Source organism: Afipia sp. Root123D2, from assembly GCF_001425835.1.
GTDB lineage: Bacteria > Pseudomonadota > Alphaproteobacteria > Rhizobiales > Xanthobacteraceae > Afipia.
The window spans coordinates 158,045-175,076 of record NZ_LMDP01000005.1 but is presented as its reverse complement, the minus strand read 5'-3'; the positions used below and the strand labels follow the sequence as shown (position 1 = coordinate 175,076).

General features: G+C 60.5%; 19 protein-coding genes and 1 riboswitch. Of the genes, 12 read left to right on the top strand and 7 right to left on the bottom strand.

Annotated features, from left to right (window positions below):
* Positions 1 to 34 precede the first annotated feature (34 nt).
* From hydA to ASC80_RS22330, 10 genes are all read left to right on the top strand, one after another.
* Positions 35 to 1,471, top strand: a complete 1,437-nt coding sequence (gene hydA, locus ASC80_RS22370) for a dihydropyrimidinase (protein ID WP_056301999.1) — start codon at positions 35 to 37, stop codon at positions 1,469 to 1,471.
* Between the two features lie 335 nt (positions 1,472 to 1,806).
* Complete coding sequence (locus ASC80_RS22365; protein WP_156464497.1) at positions 1,807 to 2,403, top strand: Chromate resistance protein ChrB; 597 nt, start codon at positions 1,807 to 1,809, stop codon at positions 2,401 to 2,403.
* Entirely contained in the window at positions 2,396 to 3,616 is a 1,221-nt protein-coding gene (locus ASC80_RS22360) for an MFS transporter (RefSeq protein ID WP_056301996.1), read from the top strand. Before ASC80_RS22365 ends, ASC80_RS22360 begins: the two co-directional genes overlap by 8 nt.
* 18 nt (positions 3,617 to 3,634) lie before the next feature.
* Positions 3,635 to 4,747, top strand: a complete 1,113-nt coding sequence (locus ASC80_RS22355) for an efflux RND transporter periplasmic adaptor subunit (RefSeq protein WP_056301994.1) — start codon at positions 3,635 to 3,637, stop codon at positions 4,745 to 4,747.
* A complete protein-coding gene (locus tag ASC80_RS22350; RefSeq protein WP_056301992.1) occupies positions 4,744 to 7,947 on the top strand; it encodes an efflux RND transporter permease subunit in 3,204 nt (1,067 codons plus the stop codon). Before ASC80_RS22355 ends, ASC80_RS22350 begins: the two co-directional genes overlap by 4 nt.
* Before the next feature lie 76 nt (positions 7,948 to 8,023).
* Entirely contained in the window at positions 8,024 to 8,320 is a 297-nt protein-coding gene (locus ASC80_RS23910) for a hypothetical protein (RefSeq protein WP_156464495.1), read from the top strand.
* Positions 8,321 to 8,384: riboswitch (Fluoride riboswitch) on the top strand.
* A 91-nt stretch (positions 8,385 to 8,475) separates the two neighbouring features.
* Positions 8,476 to 8,682: a hypothetical protein gene (locus ASC80_RS22345; RefSeq protein ID WP_056301990.1), complete on the top strand. Its 207-nt coding sequence runs from the start codon at positions 8,476 to 8,478 to the stop codon at positions 8,680 to 8,682.
* A gap of 4 nt (positions 8,683 to 8,686) precedes the next feature.
* The gene (gene crcB / locus ASC80_RS22340) at positions 8,687 to 9,067 is read left to right on the top strand and encodes a fluoride efflux transporter CrcB (protein WP_056301988.1); all 381 of its coding nucleotides are present in this window, start codon (positions 8,687 to 8,689) and stop codon (positions 9,065 to 9,067) included.
* Between the two features lie 96 nt (positions 9,068 to 9,163).
* Entirely contained in the window at positions 9,164 to 9,796 is a 633-nt protein-coding gene (locus ASC80_RS22335; protein WP_056302064.1) for a 2,3-bisphosphoglycerate-dependent phosphoglycerate mutase, read from the top strand.
* Between the two features lie 169 nt (positions 9,797 to 9,965).
* A complete protein-coding gene (locus ASC80_RS22330) occupies positions 9,966 to 10,631 on the top strand; it encodes a tyrosine-protein phosphatase (protein WP_082512718.1) in 666 nt (221 codons plus the stop codon).
* Positions 10,632 to 10,730: 99 nt separating this feature from the next.
* On the opposite strand, the gene ASC80_RS22325 is transcribed toward ASC80_RS22330, so the two are convergent.
* Entirely contained in the window at positions 10,731 to 11,345 is a 615-nt protein-coding gene (locus ASC80_RS22325) for an undecaprenyl-diphosphatase (RefSeq protein ID WP_056301984.1), read from the bottom strand.
* Positions 11,346 to 11,426: 81 nt separating this feature from the next.
* On the opposite strand from ASC80_RS22325, the gene ASC80_RS22320 reads away from it, so the two are divergent.
* A complete protein-coding gene (locus tag ASC80_RS22320) occupies positions 11,427 to 12,188 on the top strand; it encodes a COG4280 domain-containing protein (RefSeq protein ID WP_056301981.1) in 762 nt (253 codons plus the stop codon).
* Between the two features lie 9 nt (positions 12,189 to 12,197).
* Positions 12,198 to 12,401: a hypothetical protein gene (locus ASC80_RS22315; RefSeq protein ID WP_056301978.1), complete on the top strand. Its 204-nt coding sequence runs from the start codon at positions 12,198 to 12,200 to the stop codon at positions 12,399 to 12,401.
* A 92-nt stretch (positions 12,402 to 12,493) separates the two neighbouring features.
* Here ASC80_RS22315 and ASC80_RS23345 read toward each other — a convergent pair whose 3' ends face one another.
* From ASC80_RS23345 to ASC80_RS22285, 6 genes are all read right to left on the bottom strand, one after another.
* A complete protein-coding gene (locus ASC80_RS23345; RefSeq protein WP_082512717.1) occupies positions 12,494 to 12,745 on the bottom strand; it encodes a PilZ domain-containing protein in 252 nt (83 codons plus the stop codon).
* A 39-nt stretch (positions 12,746 to 12,784) separates the two neighbouring features.
* On the bottom strand, positions 12,785 to 13,579 hold the full coding sequence (locus ASC80_RS22305) for a COG4705 family protein (protein ID WP_056302062.1): 795 nt from the start codon (positions 13,577 to 13,579) through the stop codon (positions 12,785 to 12,787).
* Between the two features lie 161 nt (positions 13,580 to 13,740).
* Entirely contained in the window at positions 13,741 to 14,499 is a 759-nt protein-coding gene (locus ASC80_RS22300; RefSeq protein WP_042002414.1) for a COG4705 family protein, read from the bottom strand.
* Between the two features lie 77 nt (positions 14,500 to 14,576).
* Positions 14,577 to 14,894, bottom strand: coding sequence for a PepSY domain-containing protein (locus ASC80_RS22295; RefSeq protein ID WP_056301972.1), 318 nt, complete (start codon positions 14,892 to 14,894; stop codon positions 14,577 to 14,579).
* Positions 14,895 to 15,027: 133 nt separating this feature from the next.
* Complete coding sequence (locus tag ASC80_RS22290; RefSeq protein ID WP_244487345.1) at positions 15,028 to 16,302, bottom strand: ATP-binding protein; 1,275 nt, start codon at positions 16,300 to 16,302, stop codon at positions 15,028 to 15,030.
* Positions 16,303 to 16,337: 35 nt separating this feature from the next.
* A complete protein-coding gene (locus ASC80_RS22285) occupies positions 16,338 to 16,997 on the bottom strand; it encodes a response regulator (RefSeq protein WP_056301967.1) in 660 nt (219 codons plus the stop codon).
* Positions 16,998 to 17,032: the final 35 nt, after the last annotated feature.

The window sequence follows — 17,032 nt, the reverse complement described above, 5'->3', positions numbered from 1 at the left end:
TTGTATCACACCGGCCCGCAGTGAGGAGGGCACCATGGCAAAATTCGACACCATCATTCGAGCCGGCACGATCGCGACCGCGTCGGACATCTTTTCCTGCGATATCGGCATCCGCGACGGACGCATCGCTGCCCTCGGACATGACCTTGGTACTGCCGACCAGTTCATTGACGCCACCGGCAGGCTGGTGCTGCCCGGCGGCATCGACAGCCATGTTCATATATCGCAACCGTCGGGCCCCGATGTCGTCATGGCGGATGACTTCGAGAGCGCAACGCGATCGGCTGCATTCGGCGGCAATACAACAATTCTGCCTTTTTGCTTGCAGGAGAAAGGACAATCGCTGCGCCAGGCATTGAAGGATTATCACGCTCTCGCTGAAGGCAATTGCCATATCGACACCTCCTTCCATCTCATCATTTCCGACCCCACCGAGCAGATGCTCGGGCAGGAGTTGCCGGGGCTTGTTGCCGATGGGTATACCTCGTTCAAGGTCTTCATGACCTACGAAGGCCTCGCGCTCGCCGATAGGGAAATATTGGAAGTCATGAGCGTCGCGCGCGAAACGGGCGCGCTTGTCATGGTTCATGCCGAGAACTATGACGCCATCCGCTTCCTCACCGACCGGCTTGAGCTCGCGGGGAAAACCTCGCCGCGTTATCATGCGACTTCCCGGCCAATCGTGGTCGAGCGCGAAGCAACGCACCGCGCAATCTCGCTGGCGGAACTCATCGGCGTGAACGTGATGATCGTTCATGTTTCAAATCGCGAGTCGATGGAGGAAATCCGCCGTGCTCAAGCCAAGGGCTTGAGCGTATCCGGCGAAACCTGCCCGCAATACCTCATGCTGACGGAGAAGGACCTCGACGGACTCAATATGGAAGGCGCCAAATACGTCTGCTCGCCGCCACCACGCGACGAGGCCAGCCAAGCGGCGTGCTGGGAGGGTATCCAGACTGGCGTGTTCTCGGTTTTTTCCTCAGACCATTGCCCGTTTCGTTATAACGATTCACAGGGCAAGTTGACCGCAAAAGGCAGAACAAGTTTTCGCTGGGTGCCGAATGGCATTCCGGGAGTGGCAACACGCTTGCCCATCCTGTTTTCGGAAGGCGTCAACAGAGGCCGCATTGACCTGAATCGCTTCGTCGCGCTGACCTCGACCAATCATGCCAAAACCTACGGCCTCTACCCGCGCAAAGGCACGATCGCAGTGGGATCCGATGCAGATATTGCTATCTGGGATCCGAAGAAAAAGGTGACACTCACCCACGCGCTTCTGAAGGATGGCTCGGATTACACGCCGTATGAGGGCCTCAACGTCACAGGATGGCCTGAACTGACGATGGTGCGCGGCCAATGTATCGTTAAGGATGGCGAACTGATCGGCAGCAAAGGTTTCGGTCAGTATATAAAACGAGAGACGGCCTCCTTCATTAAACCGCCTGTAGGGTCAGTGCGCGCCGACGGATAACCGATCGTCAAATAGGCGAATAAATTAGGAAGGCTCTTGTGAACGTGGCGCGCCATTCAGAATAACATTTTGAAATCTTACGTGATTGAAACTGCTTTGTAATTTTTAGACGCTGCCGAAGGCAATTAAGGCGGATCACAACTGATCCCTGCCGCCAAGTCGCTTGCAACAGGGCTTGGGAGGTCAATGTTCGGCGTGGAATGCAACAACTGGCGGATGCCCTGCATCTTTGCAATAGCAATGAAACAGGTGTTGCATCCGTCTGAGAACCCCGGTAATGCAACACCTGTTTCGGAGGTCGGAGAGAACACATTACCGGTCAGTGGCTTCTGTTCTTGGCGCAGCTTCCGGCTGCCCCCTCCAGCGGGCGCGTGGCGCTGTGGCGGCGTCTTCGTGCCGCCGGAGCTGCCAGCGTGCTGAATGGGGCGTGGATTTTAACAGTTACGGACGAGCACAAACTGCTCTATGCGCAGCTTGTCGAGATGGTTCGCGCGCAAGGCGGCAGCGCCACCGTCTTCTCGACGACTGCGACCAGCGAGGAAGAAGAGCAAGCCATTATTGCTCGGTTTCAGGCGGACCGAGCACGCGAATACGACGAGTTCGCCGAGCGCTCCGGCGAATTTCTCGCCGAGATCGAAAAGGAGACCCGGCGCCGGAAATTCACATTTGCAGAACTTGAAGAGATCGAGGACGACCTCGACAAGCTTTCTGCCTGGCTCGCCAAGATCAAGGCGCGCGACTTTTTCCCCAACGCTCGAATGCAAGTGGCGAACGAAACGCTCGAGACCTCTGGCGCCGCTTTGCGAACCTTCGCCGGCGCGGTCTATACGCAAGAGGGTGTTGTAGACGCGGCTGATGACAGCGCTGGTTCGTCGGATACCGCGACTCCGAATTCCCCGCTCAAGAAGCGAGGGAGACTGCGGGATGGCTGACCAGGTTCTTGCCGCCTCGACGGCGCTTCGAAACCTGCCGCGCGGAATCTGGACGCTTGGGTTCGTATCGATGTTCATGGATCTCTCATCCGAGATGATCCACGCTCTCCTGCCGATCTACCTCGTCGCCGTGCTTGGAGCCTCGACACTCACGGTCGGACTCATCGAGGGTGTCGCCGAATCGACGGCGATGATCACTAAAATTTTCTCCGGCGCGCTGTCTGATTGGTTGGGTCGCCGCAAGCTGCTGGCCGTTATCGGCTACGGTCTTGCTGCCCTCACCAAACCGATCTTCCCGCTCGCGACGACGCTTGAATGGGTGGTGACCGCCCGATTCCTTGACCGGGCGGGAAAGGGTATTCGCGGCGCACCGCGCGACGCGCTGGTGGCCGATCTCGCCCCCGCTCCGCTGCGAGGAGCAAGCTTTGGTTTAAGACAATCCCTCGACACGATCGGGGCCTTCCTCGGCCCGCTTGCCGCAATCGGGCTTATGCTTTTCACCGGCGACAATTACGCCGCGGTGTTCTGGATCGCGGTCATCCCGGCGTTCATCGCGTTCGGCCTGATGGCGTTCGGGGTGACGGAGCCGGAACGCGCCATTGACGCTACGGCAAGACCCAAGCCGCAGTTCGCCGATGTCTGGCGGCTCTCAGGGCCATTCTGGGCCGTGGTAGCAGTTGCGGTGGTGCTGACGCTGGCTCGGTTCAGCGAAGCCTTTCTGGTTCTGCGGGCTCAGAATGTAGGTCTCGCGATTGCGATCGTACCCGTCGTCATGGTCGTTATGAACATTGCTTACGCACTCGCAGCTTACCCGGCCGGCATGCTGTCTGATTGGTTCGGGCGTCAGGGCGTCCTGATCGTCGGCGTCGCTACACTCGTGGTCGCCGATCTGCTCCTGGCACTCACGACGTCAGTGCCCATTCTTTTGTTCGGTGCGGTGTTTTGGGGCCTGCACATGGGCCTGACCCAAGGGCTGCTTGCAACGCTGGTGGCGGACACCGCGCCTGCCGATCTGCGCGGAACCGCGTTTGGAGTGTTCAACCTCGCGAGCGGGGTGGCCATGCTTGTCGCCAGCGTGGTCGCCGGAGCGCTCTGGGATGTCTACGGCCCGAACGCGACCTTCCTGGCCGGCGCGGCTTTCACCGCCATCGCTTTGGCCGGCCTGCTCGCTCTACGAAAGCAATTCCGATCAGACAACACCTCATCAGCTTAGAGCAATCGGAAACTGTCGATGGATGTGAGCATGTCCGGTAGTGAGCACAAGAATCCTGGTGGACCTGGGCGTCGAATCGTTCGGCTTCTGGTTATTCTGGCGGCGATCGGAGGTCTTGGCGTGCTTGTCGTCTGGGGTTTCCTTGCCGGACGCGGCGAGGCAACGATGGAAGCCGAGCGAGAACGTCCGGTCAAAGCGCCCTTACGCGTGTCGACTGACGGCCGAGGGCAGCCCGTCGTGACCCTCGACGCAGCAACGCGTAGGCAGAGCGGAGTCGATGTTACCAAACCAAAGTCGACGCAGTACCAGGAGCAAGTCCGCGCCTACGGAACAGTGCTTGACCTCGACAAGCTGGTTACGCTGGACAACAATTATGTAACTGCCGTCGCCCAGCTTCAGAGCGCTCAGGCTAAGATCGTTGCATCGAAGGCGGCTTTCGAGCGCGCGCAGGCCCTTTCCAAGGACAACATCACGACTGTGGCGCAGCTACAGACGGCCCAGGCCACATTCGGTGCGGATAAAGCCGGCGTCGCAACGGCAGAAGCCCAGGTCAAAACGCTAAAAGCAACGGCGCTGCAGGAGTGGGGAACGGTCATCGGCAAGGCGCTCGTCGAGAGTGGGCCTTTGGTGACGCATCTGATCGAGCGCCAGACTTTCCTCCTCCAGATCACACTGCCGCCTGGAACATCCATGACGCCGCCGTCGACCGCGACGGTTCAATTCGGCGCAAGCGCCTCGCACCATCAAGTGGATTTTGTCTCGGCCGCCACGCAAACGGACCCGAAGATCCAAGGCCTGAGTTTTTATTATGCGGCCGATGCCGCGAGCAATCTGTTGCCGGGAATGAACGTCCTTGCGTTCCTGCCGTCCGGTGCTCCCATCGATGGAATTGAAATTCCAGCCTCGGCGGTCGTGTGGTGGACGGGGCGGGCATGGGTCTATCTGCGCACTGGCGCGGACACGTTCACGCGCCACGAAATTCCAACCGATGTGCCCGCGCCCGGAGGCGGTTTCATCGTTTCGGTCAAGAGCCTCCCATACCCCGACCCGGAGATTGTGGCGCAGGGCGCGCAGATCTTGCTGTCCGAGGAGTTCCGGTCACAGATCCAGGTCGGCGAGGACAAGAAATGACGTCGGCAAACCCTGATCATTCAACACCATTCGGCTTGCAAGCGAATGTCATCGGTTTCGCGATCCGCTTCCGCGGCATCGTCGTGGCTATGGCCTTGGTGCTGCTCGGCTACGGCGTCCTCTCGGTTGCTGGCGCCAACTACGACGTTTTCCCGGAGTTCGCACCGCCCCAGGTCGGCATCCAGACCGAGGCGCCCGGCCTTACGCCAGAACAGATCGAGGTCCTCGTCACCCAGCCGATCGAGAATGCCATCAATGGTGTCCCCGGCGTGCAATCGTTGCGGTCCACCTCGATCCAGGGGCTCTCCGTCATCACGGTTATCTTCGCGCCCGGAAGTGACATCTATCGGGATCGGCAAGTGGTGGCCGAGCGCCTGGCGGTCGCCGCACAACAACTCCCGGCGGAGACGGGGCCGCCGGGAATGACGCCGCTGACCTCTTCGACGAGTACCATCCTTGTCGCCGGGCTCACCTCCGACACGCACTCGCTGATGGATTTACGCACTATCGCCGATTGGACGCTGCGCCTGCGGCTTCTCGCCGTGCCGGGCGTCGCCAAGGTCGCGGTGTTCGGCGGCGATCTCCGTTCGCTTCAGGTTCAGGTCCATTCGGACCAGCTCATTCGCTATAATCTCACCCTCAACGACGTTTTGACCGTGGCGAAGAAAGCCACCGGCGTGCGCGGCGCGGGCTTTATCGACACCGCCAATCAGCGCATCGTCTTCCAGACCGAGGGCCAGTCGCTCCAGGCGGAGGATGTTGCTCACACTGTTCTGCTGAACCAAGGCGCTTCGAGCGTGCTTCTCGGTGACGTCGCCGAGGTGGTCTATGCGCCGGAGCCGCCGATCGGCGGCGCGACGATTATGGGCAAGCCTGGCGTAATGTTGAATGTCTCGGGGCAATACGGCGCCAATACGGTCGAGGTGACCCAGCACGTCGAAGAGGCGCTGGCGAGCTTGCGGCCGGGACTGGAAAAGGCCGGTATCAAATTTCACGGCGATCTTTTTCGTCCCGCCAACTTCATCAATACGGCCACCAACAATGTCCGGAACTCGCTGCTCCTCGGCGGTATCCTCGTCATTGTGGTCCTGTTTCTGTTCCTGTTCGATCTACGCACGGCGGCGATCGCCTGCACGGCGATCCCGCTGTCACTGCTTGCCGCCGTCATTATCCTCGACGCTTTGGGCCAGAGCCTGAACACAATGACCTTGGGCGGGCTCGCGATCGCCATCGGCGAAGTCGTTGATGATGCGGTGATCGGCGTTGAGAACATCGTCCGGCGTTTACGCGAGAACAGGCGTTTGCCGGAACCTCGGCCAGTGGGCCGGGTCGTCCTCGACGCCTCGCTCGAAGTGCGCGGCGCTGTCATTTATGCGACCTTCGCGGTTATTCTTGTTTTCTTGCCCGTGCTGACGTTACCGGGTCTCGCCGGCCGGTTCTTTGCGCCGCTCGGCATGGCCTATATATTCGCCATTCTCGCATCACTTGTTGTGGCGCTGACGGTGACGCCGGCGCTCTCGATGCTGCTGCTCGCCGGCCGTGGACGACGAGGCGAAGGCGCGGGTGCGGTCGCGCATGATAGAGAGCCGCCCGTCGTTCGCTGGACGCGCGGGCGTTATGAGCGAATTTTGCGCGGCATCGCCATCCATCCGCGTACGGCGATCGCTGCCACTCTGGTTTTTACCGTGGCCGGCTGTGCCGCCCTTCCGTTCTTCGGTAGCGCCTTCCTGCCCGAACTCCAGGAAGGGCATTTCATTCTTCACATGTCGGCTGTGCCCGGCACCTCGATTGCCGAATCCGAGCGCCTCGGCGCTCTCGTCACCAAGGCCCTGATCGCTCTGCCGGTGGTGCGCTCGGTCGCCCAGCACATCGGCCGCGCCGAGAAAGCCGACGACACCGCGGGCACGCATGAAAGCGAGTTCGAAGTCGACCTCAAATCCGGATTATCGGGCGACCAGACGGAAGGAGCGCAGGCCGACGTACGCAAGGCGCTCCGAGGGTTCGCGGGAGTCAATTTCGCGGTCACACCATTTCTGACCGAGCGCGTAGAGGAAACCTTGTCAGGCTACACGGCTGCTGTCGTCGTCAACATCTTCGGCGACGATCTCGACACGCTCGATCGCGCGGCACGGGACGTCGCGCGTACCGTTGGGGGTATCCAGGGTGCGACGGACGTGCAATTGCAATCGCCGCCTGGTATGCCGCAGTTGACCATTCGACTCCGGAAAAAGGACGTGGAGCGCTGGGGCTTCGATGCGGTGGACGTCCTCGATTTGGTCCGCACCGCCTATCAGGGCGATGTTGTCGGCCAGAGCTATGATGGCAACCGGGTTTTCAACGTCATCACGGTACTCGACGCCGAGAGTCGCAACAGCATCACCAAGGTGGGTGACCTTGCGCTACGCGCCCCGAGCGGCAGCTATGTGCTTCTCAAGCAAATCGCGGACATATACGAAACCGCCGGGCGCTATCAGGTGTCTCACCTCGGCGGCCGACGTCTCCAAACGGTGACGGCGAACGTGGCCGGCCGTGACGTCGCCTCGTTCGTGCGGGATGCTCAGGCCGCGGTCTCTGCCAACGTAGAACTCCCGAGCGGCGTCTACGTGGAATTCGCCGGCTCGGCGCAGGCGCAGGCGCAATCCCGGCGGGACCTGCTGATCCATTCGTCGATCGCAGCAATCGGGGTCGTGCTGCTGCTGTCGATCGTAACGCGTAACTGGCGAAACCTGCTGCTCGTCCTTGTCAATCTGCCGTTCGCGCTCGTCGGCGGCGTGCTGGCGGTATTTGCGACCGGAGGCGTACTCTCACTCGGTTCGATGGTCGGCTTCGTGACGCTGTTCGGAATCACGCTGCGCAACTCGATCATGATGATCTCGCATTACGAGCACCTGGTCGAAACTGACGGTATGCCTTGGGGCCTCGAAGCTGCGATCAAAGGCGCCGGCGACCGGCTGACGCCGATCCTGATGACCTCGCTCGTGACTGCGCTCGGTCTCCTGCCCCTCGCGATCGGAATGGGAGATCCAGGCCGTGAGATCGAAGGCCCCATGGCGCTCGTGATCCTGGGGGGCCTGCTGACCTCGATGGCCCTGAATTTGCTTGTCTTACCCGCCCTAGCCCTGCGCTTCGGGCGGTTCGAGTCGGCCGTCGATGAACTCGGCGGCGGTTCGCCTGAATTGGCGAAGCAAAACTCGAGCTAATATCTTACCAGTACCCGCAGCCGAATGTTTCCGGAACGAGCGAACTCATCGGCCATCTGGTGCTCTCGATCCCGCAATGAACGCGATCGATGCATTGTCGAGCCACGTCGAGCCGGATGAAAAGGCCAAACATTCCGGCGGCTACCCATCCTCTGAATACAACGACAATATCGACACGCGATCCGGACGAGGTCGCATTTCGGTCATCACACTCATCCTCCGACCCTTCGCAAACCCGTGCGACGTCGGCGTGGACCGTCACCGCTCTCTTCTAGGAATTTCACGCTTTCACTGGGACGATGGCCGGGCGGCGCGTCGAGCATCGAACGCGGATCGATCCGTTGACCAATTTGCTCGAAGCGATTACTGTTGAGTTACAGATGGGGATGGAGTCCCCCGATACCCGCCCGTCGTGGGCTGATGACTCCTGCTGGGATGGGGCTGCAAAGCTCCGTCATGGCGGGAGCGTTGTTTAACCCGCCATAGGCGGGTTTTTTGTTGCCCTTCGATGATTGCAAGGGCAGCCGCATGGACATTCTCACCAGGCAATTGCGCGAATGGCTTAAATTGATCGCAGGCGATAGCTTTGCCGCGTCAATTCTTGCTGCCGTTGGCGTAATCTGTTTTCTCGCGTTCGGATTGGGCGCGGCCTACGACCTCGTCGGCGGCCTGCTCGTCCTCGGACTAGTCACCGCCATCTTCGAAGCGCGGTCGCGCGCGAAGAATCAAAGATAGCGCGATGCAAGCGTATCTGATCGTCTTCCTTGGCGCCGGCATCGGCGGTGCGTTCCGACATGGAGTCAACGTCTGGTCGGCTCGCGTCTTCGGTCTGAATTTCCCCTACCGCACATTGATCGTCAACATCGTGGGGTCGCTGGCGATGGGTTTGATCGCCGGCTATTTTATGGCGAGAGGAAGCGCCTCCCAGCACTGGCGGTTGTTTCTCGCGACGGGCATTCTTGGCGGCTTCACCACCTTTTCATCGTTCTCGCTCGACGTCGCCCTGCTTTATGAGCGCGGCGAGCTGGTGGTCCTCGCCTTTTACGTTCTGGCTTCGGTGTTGGCGTCTGCCACGGCGTTGTTCATCGGACTCTGGGCGACGCGGATTTTCATCTCTTGAAAGGGTTACATCCGCAAAGGCATGTCGCGAGGGACGCCGTTTGGCCAACGCAAAGGAGGACGCATGTCCTTTGACAATCCTGCTACGCAGCAATCGATCGACCGGCGTCTCGTCCTCGTCCGGCACGGCCAGAGCGAGGGAAATCTCAAGAACATCTTCACGGGCTGGCGCGATCTCGCTCTGACGGAGCAGGGAATTGCCGAAGCCAGCGGCGTTGCGCAACGGTTGCAAGCGTTGGATGTTCGGTTCGATATCGGCTTCACCTCAAGGCTTCGACGGGCATGGCAATCGTGTTCGATCATCCTGGAGAACATGGGGCAAGCCGATGTCCGGCAGTGTCGCAATGCCGCACTCAACGAGCGAGACTACGGCGATCTCACCGGTCTGAACAAGGATGAGGCTCGAACGCGTTGGGGCGACGATCAAGTTCAACTGTGGCGCCGCTCCTATGATGTGGCGCCGCCGGGCGGAGAGAGCCTGAAGGATACGTCCGCACGAATATTGCCATTCTTCATCCAAAAGATCTTGCCCGCAGTCATGCGTGGCGACAGGACGTTAGTTGTCGCCCATGGAAACAGCCTGCGCTCGCTGGTCATGGTTCTCGACAGGTTATCGCCCGAATCTGTCACCTCGGTCGAGTTCGCGACGGGCGATATTCATCTTTATCGCCTCGCTGCCGATACGACCGTCGCGCAAAGGCAAGTCTCGCTGGCATCAGGTGAAATATGACATTTCCCACGTTCGTACCGACAATACCGATCCAATGCTTCGCTCTCGATGCAATCGAGAAGAGCGCGCCCGTTAGCGGCCGGCGACTCGATGCCGTCACATGGTTTCGTAGTCAGGAGGCCGAGTTCGACCGCGCGGCGCCTCCGATGGCGTATATCGGAAACTCTCGATGACCGAGCGCGCGGCGAACGACCGAGGTCGCCAATCAAATGTCGGGAGGTCCTGTCTCGCTTTCTTTGCGACGACGAACCGGTTTTTGACGTCTCATCCGATTGGCCGCGCCGTGATGTATACGACAAATGCGCTTCTCATCTGCGTTGGTCTTGCCGGCGGGTGGGCCATCGGCCTGCAACTGGTCGGGAATGTCCACGTCGTCGAATCCGGAGTGCTTTACCGCTCCGCACAGTTGAACGGGCAGAAGTTGGCCGATGTGATGGACGCTTACGGCATCAAATCGGTGATCAATCTGCGCGGCGAAAACAGCGGGTCTTGGTGGTACGACAATGAAGTGGCGGTTACGACCGCGCATGGAGCTTCTCACCTGGATGTTCGAATGTCGGCCCTACAGGATCCGGCGGTTGGGACGATTGCCAAACTGATGGAGACGATGCGTACCGCGCCACGACCGATATTGATCCACTGTCAAAGCGGCTCCGATCGGACTGGACTGGCGGCAGCCTTGTTTGAACGGTTTGTCGAAAGGCGCCCTGCCGATATTGCAGCTCATCAAATCTCGTTCCGCTACGGTCATTTTCCGTGGCTCGGAAGCCGGTCGATCGCCATGGACCGAACATACCGGCGGCTTTCGGCCGGTGGCTTACCGAAACCTGAGTGATGTAAGGGCCGAGGCAGAAAGCATAAAGCGAAGCAAGATGATGCTAAGATCGAGATTACGAACCGGCTGGTACGCATTTGTGCATCACCTCGAGCCGCTTCATCGATCAGAGATGCGGCGGGGGAAAATCGCCTTGGGCAAATGGAAGACATGTAGCGAGGCTTCGTAAGGTCGCTCGATCAGCGGCAGGAGATGAGCTGCAACGTGAAGATGAACAGCCCATGTCACAGCAGCACCTGTGGCCGCGACAACGGCGGACCCGGCCATATCGAGGGGAAAGTGAACGCCCACGTAGATTCGAGCCCAGGCCGTCGCAAGACCAGCGAGGAACAGTACCCACCCCCACCCGCGTTGTTCTCGCGTGGCGAGGAGACCGAAGCCGAAGGTCCAAAGGAATGTCGTGTGATCGCTCGGAAACGAGCTGTCGGGCGAGTGAGCCAGTAAAGTACGACCCAAGCCAATAACGAAGGGGCGAGGATGATACCACAGAAGCCCGATGGTCCAGCTCAGTGCAAACGCGATCAGGAGCCCGACCCCGATCGAAGTCAACGCATCGCGTTCATCACGCGAACCCCGCACCCACAAGCATACTGCCAGAACGGCAGCCACATACACGAGATATTCCGCGGCTACCTTGGCGAGCCCTATCGTTACGGCGTTCGCTGAAGCCGGGGCATTGAGGGCTATAAAAAGTGCGGTATTCCAGGTTTCCATCGTTCTCTCAGCAATCTATTCGTCTTGCATCACCGGATCACGTCAGTGCGCTGTCCTCAAATTCTCATCGGAAGAAGTAATATGATCGTTAATTGGGCGCATGCTTGGCCGACGGCAATTGCCGCATTTCTGGCCTCACTCGTCGAGTTCGTCGAGGCTCTGACCGTTGTTCTGGCCGTCGGCGCGGTCCGCGGCTGGAGCGGTGCATTGATCGGAAGTGGGGCCGCGCTTGGCGTGCTGCTGGCCATCGTCGTGGCTATCGGTCCGGCGCTCGCGCGCATCCCGCTGGATGTCGTCCAACTCGCGGTCGGAGCGCTTTTGCTCCTCTTCGGAATGCGATGGCTGCGCAAGGCAATCCTGCGTTCGGCCGGCGTTATTCCTTTGCATGACGAGGACGCGATCTATTCCAGGCAAACGGAATCGCTGCGCAAGCTCGGGCAGCGTGGGCGGGGATGGGACAAAGTTGCCATCGCAACAGCTTTCAAAATCACGATGCTTGAGGGCACAGAGGTGGTCTTCATTGTTATCGCTGTCGGTTCCGGCGGCGTGGGCTTGCTTGTTCCGGCGAGCGTTGGGGCGCTGGCCGCGCTGCTTGTCGTCGTGCTGCTTGGCTTTGTCGTTCACAAGCCTTTGGCGTCCATTCCGGAGAATACCTTGAAGTTCATGGTCGGTGTATTGCTCTCCGCCTTTGGGGCTTTCTGGGTTGGCGAAGGCATGGGACTTCGATGGCCAGGTCAAGATTGGTCTATCCTTGGTCTCATCGCTGGCTTCCTGATCATCGCATTGATCGCAACCCCGTTTCGCCGGGCCCGGTTGAGCGCGCGCGACGCCGCGAAACGATAGGAGTTCCGCATGCGCTGGTTCAGGACGATCATTCGAGAGCTTTTCGGCTTGTTCGTGGATGACGGCAGCTTCGCGATCACAATCGTTGCGTGGCTTGGCATCGCGTGGCTTGTGCTGCCATGGCTGACAGCCGGTTCGGCCTGGGGCGGCGCGGCCCTTTTCGTCGGTCTTGCCGTGATTCTCGCCGAGAGTGTCTGGCGGCATCGGGCTTAGCTGGATCTCCTCGCGACATGATTGCCTATATCGACCACCTGATGAAAGCCTTTCGGGGACGTCGCGCCGCGATCGAGTATACATTGTCGTTCCTAGTTTTCGCTATTCGCCCCAGTGAAGCGAACACCTATACGTCTCTCCTTGCGCCAGATCAGCCGGCAATGCTGCGAGCCGCTATCCATCAGCAGCGAAAAGACGTCGGGAATTCCGATCGGTGATGTCACATCTAGCGAGGCGCCGTACTCGGAAAGATTCCGAACCGTGCAACTGATTGCGCCTCCACCAAACGCGATCGTTGCAGCCTTCAAGACCCGGCGGCGCGGTGTGGAACGATGCTCCTCCATTTGAGAACTCCATGGTGATGTCGGGAGTCTATTCCGCGATCAATCGAGTCCGCGAAGTTCGGAGACTCGCGAATATGCGCCGGGATGCCGCCCCGGCCGCTGCGGAATAACGAGAATGCAAACGGTAATGACGACGATGAGGGCTGCCGAGACGGAAAAGTCGCCAACGGCAAGCCCCCCGGCGGCGACCGGCTTGTCAAGCGAGTTGGCAATTGTGGCGCCCAGCGGACGCGTCAGGATGAAAGCCGCCCAGAACAATGTGGTGCGGGACATTTTCGTGAAGAAGTAAAGAACGGCGACGATTGCCAAGACGAGGGCAATCACAAGCGCGCTGCCGTTGTAACCGAGCCCGGTGTCATCTGCCATCCAGTCGCCGAGCGCCGTGCCGAGGGTCTGCGAGAACATGATGGTCGCCCAGTAGAACGCTTCGACTTTGGGCGACGTAACGGTTTCGACGGAGACGGAGCCGAGCAACCAGTACCACAAGCCCAGTGTCGCCATGACCATCGTGAAGAGCGACAGGGAGCCGCCGAGATAGCCAATGCCGAGCGAACGATCGACCAAGTCGGCAAGCGTCGTTCCGGCGAGCGTGGTCGCGGTGATGGCGGCCCAGTACAGGAAGGGCTGAAATCGCTTCGCCCTTATCTGAGCACTCACGGCCGCAATCAATACGGTGGCAAAGATCGCGGTGCCGATCAGATAGCCGAGACCCAACGTCAACGTCACCGCGTTGCCGCCTACCTCGCCCAGGGTGGTCGCGAATATCTTGATGACCCAGAATCCGAGCGTGATTGCCGGCACCTTGCTGGCTTCCGTGCTGACGATTCTGTCCATGCGGCTTTCTCCGAACAACGATTGCTGATTGAACGACAAATTGACAAATTGAACATGGGAGCCGCTCTCCGACGGCTACGGATTCTGCATCGCTCGACGCGCCACGCTTGAAAATTTGCGAACGCTCATGAGGATCGCCATCGCTTGCCGACGCAGTAGCGTCACGCCGGATGCTTGCCCGCGCGCTGCGGCAACAGGATCAGGCACGCAAGGATGAAGGCTGCGATCACGGCCGATGCGAGCGGCCTGCTGAGACTGAGACCCCCGGCAGCGACCGGTTTATCGAGGAAGTCGCCGACCGTCGCGCCGAGCGGACGGGTCAGAATGAAGGCCGCCCAGAACAGCAGCACCCGCGACACGTTTGTGCGATAATAGAGTGCGACAACGACGGCCAGCCCGGCCGCAAAGACGAGAGCGCCCCCTTCATAACCAAGGCCGCCGGTGTCGGCCAGCCAGTCGCCGAGCGCAGTGCCGAGGGTTTGCGAGAACGTGATCGCTCCCCAGTAAAATGCCTCGACCTTCGGCGTAGAGACGGTGTTGACCGATACCGTCCCCTCCGACCAGTACCAAAGCCCGAGGACGCTCACGAGGCAGAGAAACAGCAGCGATGAGCCTCCGGTATAACCGATCCCGAGCGATCGGTCGGCGAAGTCGGCCATCGTGGTGCCAAAGGTGGTCGAGGCCACGATGGTCGCCCAGTAGAGAAACGGATGAAAGCGCTTCGCGACGATCTGTGCGATCACGAACGCGATGAGCAGCACCGCGAACAAGGCTGTCCCCGCCAAATAACCCCAATTCAGCGTCATGGTGACGGTATCACCGCCAGTCTCGCCGAGCGTTGTGGCAAGAATTTTGATGATCCAGAAGCCGAGCGTAACTTCAGGGACTTTGCTCAATGCGAATTTCTGGGCTGGGGTCATGATTGCATTTCCGTTATGTAGCCGGCCACCCGGCGCGTGCGAGGACGCACCGGGTTTGTTCGTGGGACATGCTGCGGTCAGTCCGGATGGGGACCTTCTGTCTTGTTTTCGAGTACCTTGCCGCTCGCGGCATCGACGCCGACTTCCTGCGTCCGCGAGCCGTTCTTGATGTCGAACGAATAACGCAGGCCACTGCCTCCGGATTCGCGCTCAAGCTCTTCGTCCGTGATCTTGCCGGGATGGGCCTTGAGAGCGGTTTCCCGGGCCTGCGTGATGGTGACCTTCGCTTGACCGGCAAGCTTTTGACCGGTGTAGGCCAGCGCCGGCACCATGAGCGCCAGCAAGATACCTGCGGCGCCCAAGGCGCCCAGGCGGTACGGGGTAGTCCTGATCATGTGTCTCTCCAATTCGCCCCCGCTTGCGAACGGATGCGCGGCGCGTCGGCGACGGCCCGCTCCGATGAGGTGACCATGGCCCCGGAGACTGAGGACAGAATGAGCATGGGTGCGGCGAGAAGAGAAAAGTGCGCTATGCCGGTAATGTGACGCGCGCGAGAACGCCGGCTGCCCCGTCGGGGCGGTTCTCGACGGTCAGGACAAGACCATTGCGCTCGGCAATTCGCCGCGCGATCGCCAGCCCCAGACCGGTTCCCTCGACGTCCGGCGGCGACGCGCGATAGAACCGATCGAAGATGCGGGAAATGGCGCCGGGCGGCAGACCGGTACCCGTATCCAGAACCTCGACAACGCTTCGCCCGTCGCGCAGAGTCAGGGAAATGTCCACCTGCCCGCCGGATGGCGTGTACCGCACGGCGTTATCGATCAGATTTGCGAACAGAACGCGCAATTCCTCGACCGAACCATGCAGCGTCGCGGACGTCTCCATCCGGGCCCCGAGATCGATGCCCTTGTGTTCGGCCAGCACGACATGATCGCCGACGCAGTCGAGCAGCAGCGGACCCACCTCAACCGTTTCGCTGAGGGGTGCTACGGGCTCGTCGAGGCGCGCCAGCCGCAGCAGTTGACCGACAAGGGCGCTCGCGCGCTTCACGCCCTGCGCAAGTGCCGCCTTGCCAGCCTCGAATTCCGCTCCGACCGAACCGGAGCTGTTGATCTTGAGGTTATCCACCTGGATTTGCATCGCGGCGAGCGGGGTGCGGAGTTCATGCGCCGCGTCGGAGAGAAATCGCTTCTGCGCTTCCACGGCGGCGCGCAGGCGCACGATCAGGCCGTTCATGCTTTCGACCAAGGGCGCCACTTCGACCGGAATTCCGGTGAGGGGAATGGCTGCGGCCGCCACCGCGCTTCGATTCGCAATATCCCGCGCCAGAGTGTCCAGCCGTCCAAGCATCCGGTTCAGCGCCCAACCAACGACGAGCCAGGACAGCGGTATCACGATCAGGATGGGAGCTGCGGCTCCCACGGCGGCGCTTCGAGCAAATTCCTGACGAACCTTGTCGCGCTGCGCGACCTGCACGGTCCAGGTGTCGTTGTCCGTCGAATAGACCCGCCAGGGCTCGCCTACGATGACGACATTTTCAAAGCCGGGCTTGCTCGGCCGCGCGATATCGAGACCGCGAAGCGTGGTGTGGGCAACGACGCCACCCTTCCAGATCGTTACCGCAATCTGATCTTCCGGATCCTGATCGCTGGCCGGCGGCGCGTCAGCATCGGGAAGACCCAAACCGGCGTTGAGTGCAACCTGGCGTAACTGTCCGTCAAGAAAATCAGCGGCTTCGTCACGCGCAAGCTTGTAGGCGAGCAACATCGCGGCGGCGCCGACCAAGGTCAGAAGAACGGTCATCGAGACAAGGGTTGCTCGCCGGAGCGATACCGTCGTCATGATTTTTGTACCATCCAGCCCGCCCCCCTCACATTGAAGATGATGTCCTTCCCGAATTTGCGTCGTATCGAGTAGATCAGGGCATCGACCGCGTTGCTTTCCACCTCTTCTCCCCAGCCGTAAATACGCTCCTCCACCTGTGCGCGGGAAAGAATACGACCCGGGCGCTCCATCAAGGCGTGCATTAAAGCGTACTCGCGGGCGGGCAACACCTGCACGATATCAGCATGCGACAACTCATGCGTCTCGGTATTGAGCTCAATCGCGCCCGCCACCAGGTACGATGTCGCCCTGCCCGCCCGGCGGCGGAGGACTGCGCGCATTCTGGCGAGCAACTCCCGTGTCTCGAAGGGTTTGACGAGATAATCGTCCGCGCCGAGATCGAGCCCGGCCACCCGATGGTCGAGCCCGTCGCGCGCCGTGATGATCAGCACAGGTGTATCGAACCCCCGGCTCCGCGCCGCCTTCAAAAGATCGAAACCTTCAGCGCCAGGCAGCCCGAGGTCGAGCAGCACAATCGCATGTCCGCTATCGGCGAGCGCGGCTTCCGCCTCTCCGCCGGCGCGCACCCAATCCACCGACATGCCTTCCTCCGCAAGCGTCCGGGAAAGGCCCTCGCCGATCATCGCATCATCTTCCAAAAGCAGAACGCGCATCGCTAAACCCCGAACCTACAGGCACCGTACACACG